At 71.2% G+C, this 3,687-nt stretch carries 4 protein-coding genes; 1 reads left to right on the plus strand and 3 read right to left on the minus strand.

Annotation, left to right across the window (positions count from 1 at the left end; all coding sequences use genetic code 11):
• On the plus strand, positions 1–1,367 hold a 1,367-nt coding region (gene glgP, locus ABZ471_RS48020), incomplete at its 5' end, for an alpha-glucan family phosphorylase (RefSeq protein ID WP_359075467.1).
• A gap of 42 nt (positions 1,368–1,409) precedes the next feature.
• Here glgP and ABZ471_RS48025 read toward each other — a convergent pair.
• The 3 genes from ABZ471_RS48025 to ABZ471_RS48035 form a co-directional block, all read right to left on the minus strand.
• Positions 1,410–1,838, minus strand: a complete 429-nt coding sequence (locus ABZ471_RS48025; protein ID WP_359075468.1) for a hypothetical protein — start codon at positions 1,836–1,838, stop codon at positions 1,410–1,412.
• A gap of 23 nt (positions 1,839–1,861) precedes the next feature.
• A complete protein-coding gene (locus ABZ471_RS48030) occupies positions 1,862–2,383 on the minus strand; it encodes a DUF1990 domain-containing protein (RefSeq protein WP_359075469.1) in 522 nt (173 codons plus the stop codon).
• A 71-nt stretch (positions 2,384–2,454) separates the two neighbouring features.
• Positions 2,455–3,687 (minus strand): M4 family metallopeptidase (locus tag ABZ471_RS48035; protein WP_359075470.1); only part of this gene is annotated, 1,233 nt, incomplete at its 5' end.

A 3,687-nucleotide genomic window follows, 5' to 3' on the forward strand; every position in this document is an offset into this window, starting at 1 on the left:
CCCCGACCTGGGTGGCCCCCGAGGTGCTCCGGCTCGGGGCCCGGCAGATCGGCTCCCAGCGGGCCGAGGACGCGCTGGCCGTCGGCGGCTCCGAGCGCTGGGACTCGGTCGCGGACATCCCGGACCAGGAGATCTGGGAGCTGCGCCGCACCCTGCGCGAGCAGCTGGTGCTGGAGGTACGGGAGCGGCTGCGCGCCTCCTGGCGGCAACGCGGCGCCGGTGACGCCGAGTTGGGCTGGATCGACGGGGTGCTCGACCCGGATGTGCTGACGATCGGGTTCGCGCGGCGGGTGCCGTCGTACAAGCGGCTCACGCTGATGCTGCGCGACCGGGACCGGCTGATGGAGCTGCTGCTGCATCCGGAGCGGCCGATCCAGATCGTCGTCGCGGGCAAGGCGCATCCGGCGGACGACGGCGGGAAGCGGCTGGTGCAGGAGCTGGTGCGGTTCGCCGACGACCCGCGCGTGCGGCACCGGATCGTCTTCCTGCCCGACTACGGCATGGCGATGGCGCAGAAGCTCTACCCCGGCTGTGACGTCTGGCTGAACAACCCGCTGCGCCCGCTGGAGGCCTGCGGCACCTCCGGGATGAAGGCCGCGCTCAACGGCTGTCTCAACCTCTCCGTGCTGGACGGCTGGTGGGACGAGTGGTTCCAGCCGGACTTCGGCTGGGCCGTGCCGACCGCGGACGGCATGGGCACCGACCCGGACCGTCGTGACGACATCGAGGCGGCGGCCCTGTACGACCTGCTGGAGCAGCGGGTGACCCCGCGCTTCTACGAGCGCGGCCGGGGCGAGCTGCCCGACCGCTGGATCGACATGGTCCGCCGGACCCTCACCCTGCTGGGTCCGAAGGTGCTGGCGGGCCGCATGGTCCGCGAGTACGTCGACCGCCTGTACGCGCCGGCCGCCCTGTCCCATCGCGCGCTGACCGAGGACACGGCCCGTGAACTGGCGGCCTGGAAGGCCAGGGTGCGCGCCGCCTGGTCCGGGGTGAGCGTCGACCACGTGGAGACGACGGCCGCGACGGCCACCGCGGAGCTGGGCACGAGCGTGGGGCTGCGGGTGCGGGTGGGGCTGGGCGAGCTGGGGCCGGACGACGTGGAGGTCCAGGCGGTCTCGGGCCGGGTGGACGCGGAGGACCGGATCACCGATGCCACGGTGGTCCCGCTGAAGCCGACCGGCGCGCCGGACCTGGAGGGCCGCCGTCTCTACGAGGGCCCGCTCTCCCTGGACCGCACGGGACCCTACGGCTACACGATCCGCATCCTTCCGGCGCACCGTCTGCTCGCCGCGAGCGCGGAACTGGGCCTGGTGACGGTGCCGTCGGAGGAGGCGGTGGAGGGGGCGGGGGTGCTGCTGCGGTAGCGGATGCGCACAGGGCGGTGCCGAGCAGGGCTTCGCACCGCCCTAGGGCGCGACCAGGTGCGCCAGGCCCGAGCAGCCGCTCCCCCCGGAGGGATCCGCGGAGTACAGCCAGTAGACGGTCGCGAGCAGCGCCGACGCCGGCAGCAGGCCGAGCACCGCGGACACCGTAGTCAGTCGCTGCTGCCAGGTCGTCCAGGTCGGCATCCCGCGCCTTGGCGTGGCGCGGCTCCGGGCGACGTGGACCAGCACGGAGCCCAGCGAGCAGGCGAGACCGGTCCACGAGGTGACGTACATCCGCGTCGAGGGGCCAAGGTACCGGCAGTCCTGGAAGGTGTCGGCGTCCCAGACCAGACGTGCGACCAGCAGCCCCGCCGAGACGGCCGTCAGCAGCGGTACGAGCAGCAGGTGCCGGCGTCGAGCCGCGGAGGGAGTGGACTTCGCCGCTGAGGGGGCAGGGAGGGGTGGGGGCATCAGTTGGAGGACACCATGGATGCTCAGCCCTCTTCGAACGGAGCGCACAGTCGCTTCAGTACCGCCCCGCATCTGCGGGCGTACGCGTGCTGCAACCCCCGTGTCGCGGCTCCGCCCGCGCGGGCGTACCACTTCTGGGCGCGGCTGAACGCGGCGACGGTCAGCCACACCGTGCCGTCGCCCGTGCGGTCGACCACGAAGGCCTCCTCACCGCACTCGGGGTGGCCTTCCAGCGTGCCGTAGGCCCAGCCGGCGCGGCGGGGTTCCTCGACGGTCCAGACGATGCGGCAGGGGGCCTTGATGAGGCCGGCCAGGGTGACGGTGACGTCGACGTCGGGGGCCGCGCGGTCGGCGGTGGCATCGATGCCCACGCCCATCGCGCGGTGCATCTCCCAGGTGAGGACCGCCTCGGCGGCCCGGTGGAAGACCTCCGTGCCCTCGCCGAGGCGGGTGCGCACGAGCATCGGGTGGAAGCCGGGCGGGCAGTGGGTCAGGTCGTCGCGGGTCGCGCCGACCGGCTCGTAGGTGAAGAGCGCCGGGGACATGGGTCACAAGGGTAGGGCGGTACCCGGGATGATCTCCCCCCGGGTACCGCCCTGTGTCATGTGCCTCGTGCCTAGTTGACGTTGACCCCTGCCCAGGCCGCCGCGACGGCCTTGTACTCGGTGCTGCTGGAGCCGTACAGGGCCGAGGCGGCGCTCAGCGTGCCGGTACGGGCCGCCTTGTAGTTGGTGGTCGACGTGAAGTACGTCGTCAGCGCCTTGTACCAGATCTGCAGCGCCTTGGCGCGGCCGATGCCGGTGACCGTGGAGCCGTTGGACGTCGGGGAGTTGTAGGTCACCCCGTTGATCGTCTTCGAACCGCTGCCCTCGGAGAGCAGGTAGAAGAAGTGGTTCGCGACGCCGGACGAGTAGTGGACGTCCTTGTTGCCGACGGAGGAGGACCAGGAGTCCGCCGAGCCGCCGTCCTTGCTGGGCTTGTCCATGTAGCGCAGCGGGCTGCCGTCACCGTTGATGTCGATCTTCTCGCCGATGAGGTAGTCGCCCTTGTCGGACGCGTTGTTGGCGTAGAACTCGACGCCGGTGCCGAAGATGTCGGAGGTGGCCTCGTTGAGACCGCCGGACTCCCCCGAGTACTCCAGGCCCGCAGTGTTGGCGGTGACGCCGTGGCTCATCTCGTGGCCGGCCACGTCCAGCGAGGTCAGCGGGTGCGTGTTGCTCTCGCCGTCGCCGTAGGTCATGCAGAAGCAGTCGTCGTCCCAGAACGCGTTGACGTACGAGCTGCCGTAGTGGACGCGGGAGTAGGCGCCGACACCGTTGTTCTTGATGCCGCTGCGGCCGAAGGTGGACTTGTAGAAGTCCCAGGTCTCCTGCGCGCCGTAGGCGGCGTCGGCGGCCGCGGTCTGGTCCGTGGTGGAGCTGGAGGCGGTGCCGGTGCCCCACGTGTTGTCGGCGTCGGTGAACAGCGTGCCGGTGCCGGAGCTCGTGGTGTGCTTCAGGTTGTACGTCTTGTGGTTGCCGCGCGAGGCGTCGGTCAGCGAGTACGACGAACCCGACCCGGACGTGGTGAGGCTGACGGTGCCCGAGTACAGCGTCTTGCCGGTGCCGGTCGCGTTCTCGATGCCCTGGTACTCGAAGAGCTTCTTGCCGGTGGCCGCGTCGGTGATGACGTGCAGCTGGTTCGGGGTGCCGTCGTCCTGGAGACCGCCGACGATCGTCTCGTAGGCGAGGACGGGCTTGCCGGAGCCGGCCCATATCACCTTGCGGGCGCCGGCCGCCGAGGTCTTGGCGGAGCCCAGGGTCTTGGCGGCGCTCACAGCCTGCTTCTCCGCCTTGGCGGAGGTGATCTG

This window comes from Streptomyces sp. NPDC005728, assembly GCF_040630895.1.
Taxonomy (GTDB): Bacteria; Actinomycetota; Actinomycetes; order Streptomycetales; family Streptomycetaceae; genus Streptomyces.

Excerpts from the sequence above, each read along its gene's own strand:
- ABZ471_RS48025 (WP_359075468.1), bottom strand. The coding sequence starts at position 1,838 with ATGCCCCCACCCCTCCCTGCCCCCTCAGCGGCGAAGTCCACTCCCTCC.
- ABZ471_RS48030 (WP_359075469.1), bottom strand. The coding sequence starts at position 2,383 with ATGTCCCCGGCGCTCTTCACCTACGAGCCGGTCGGCGCGACCCGCGAC.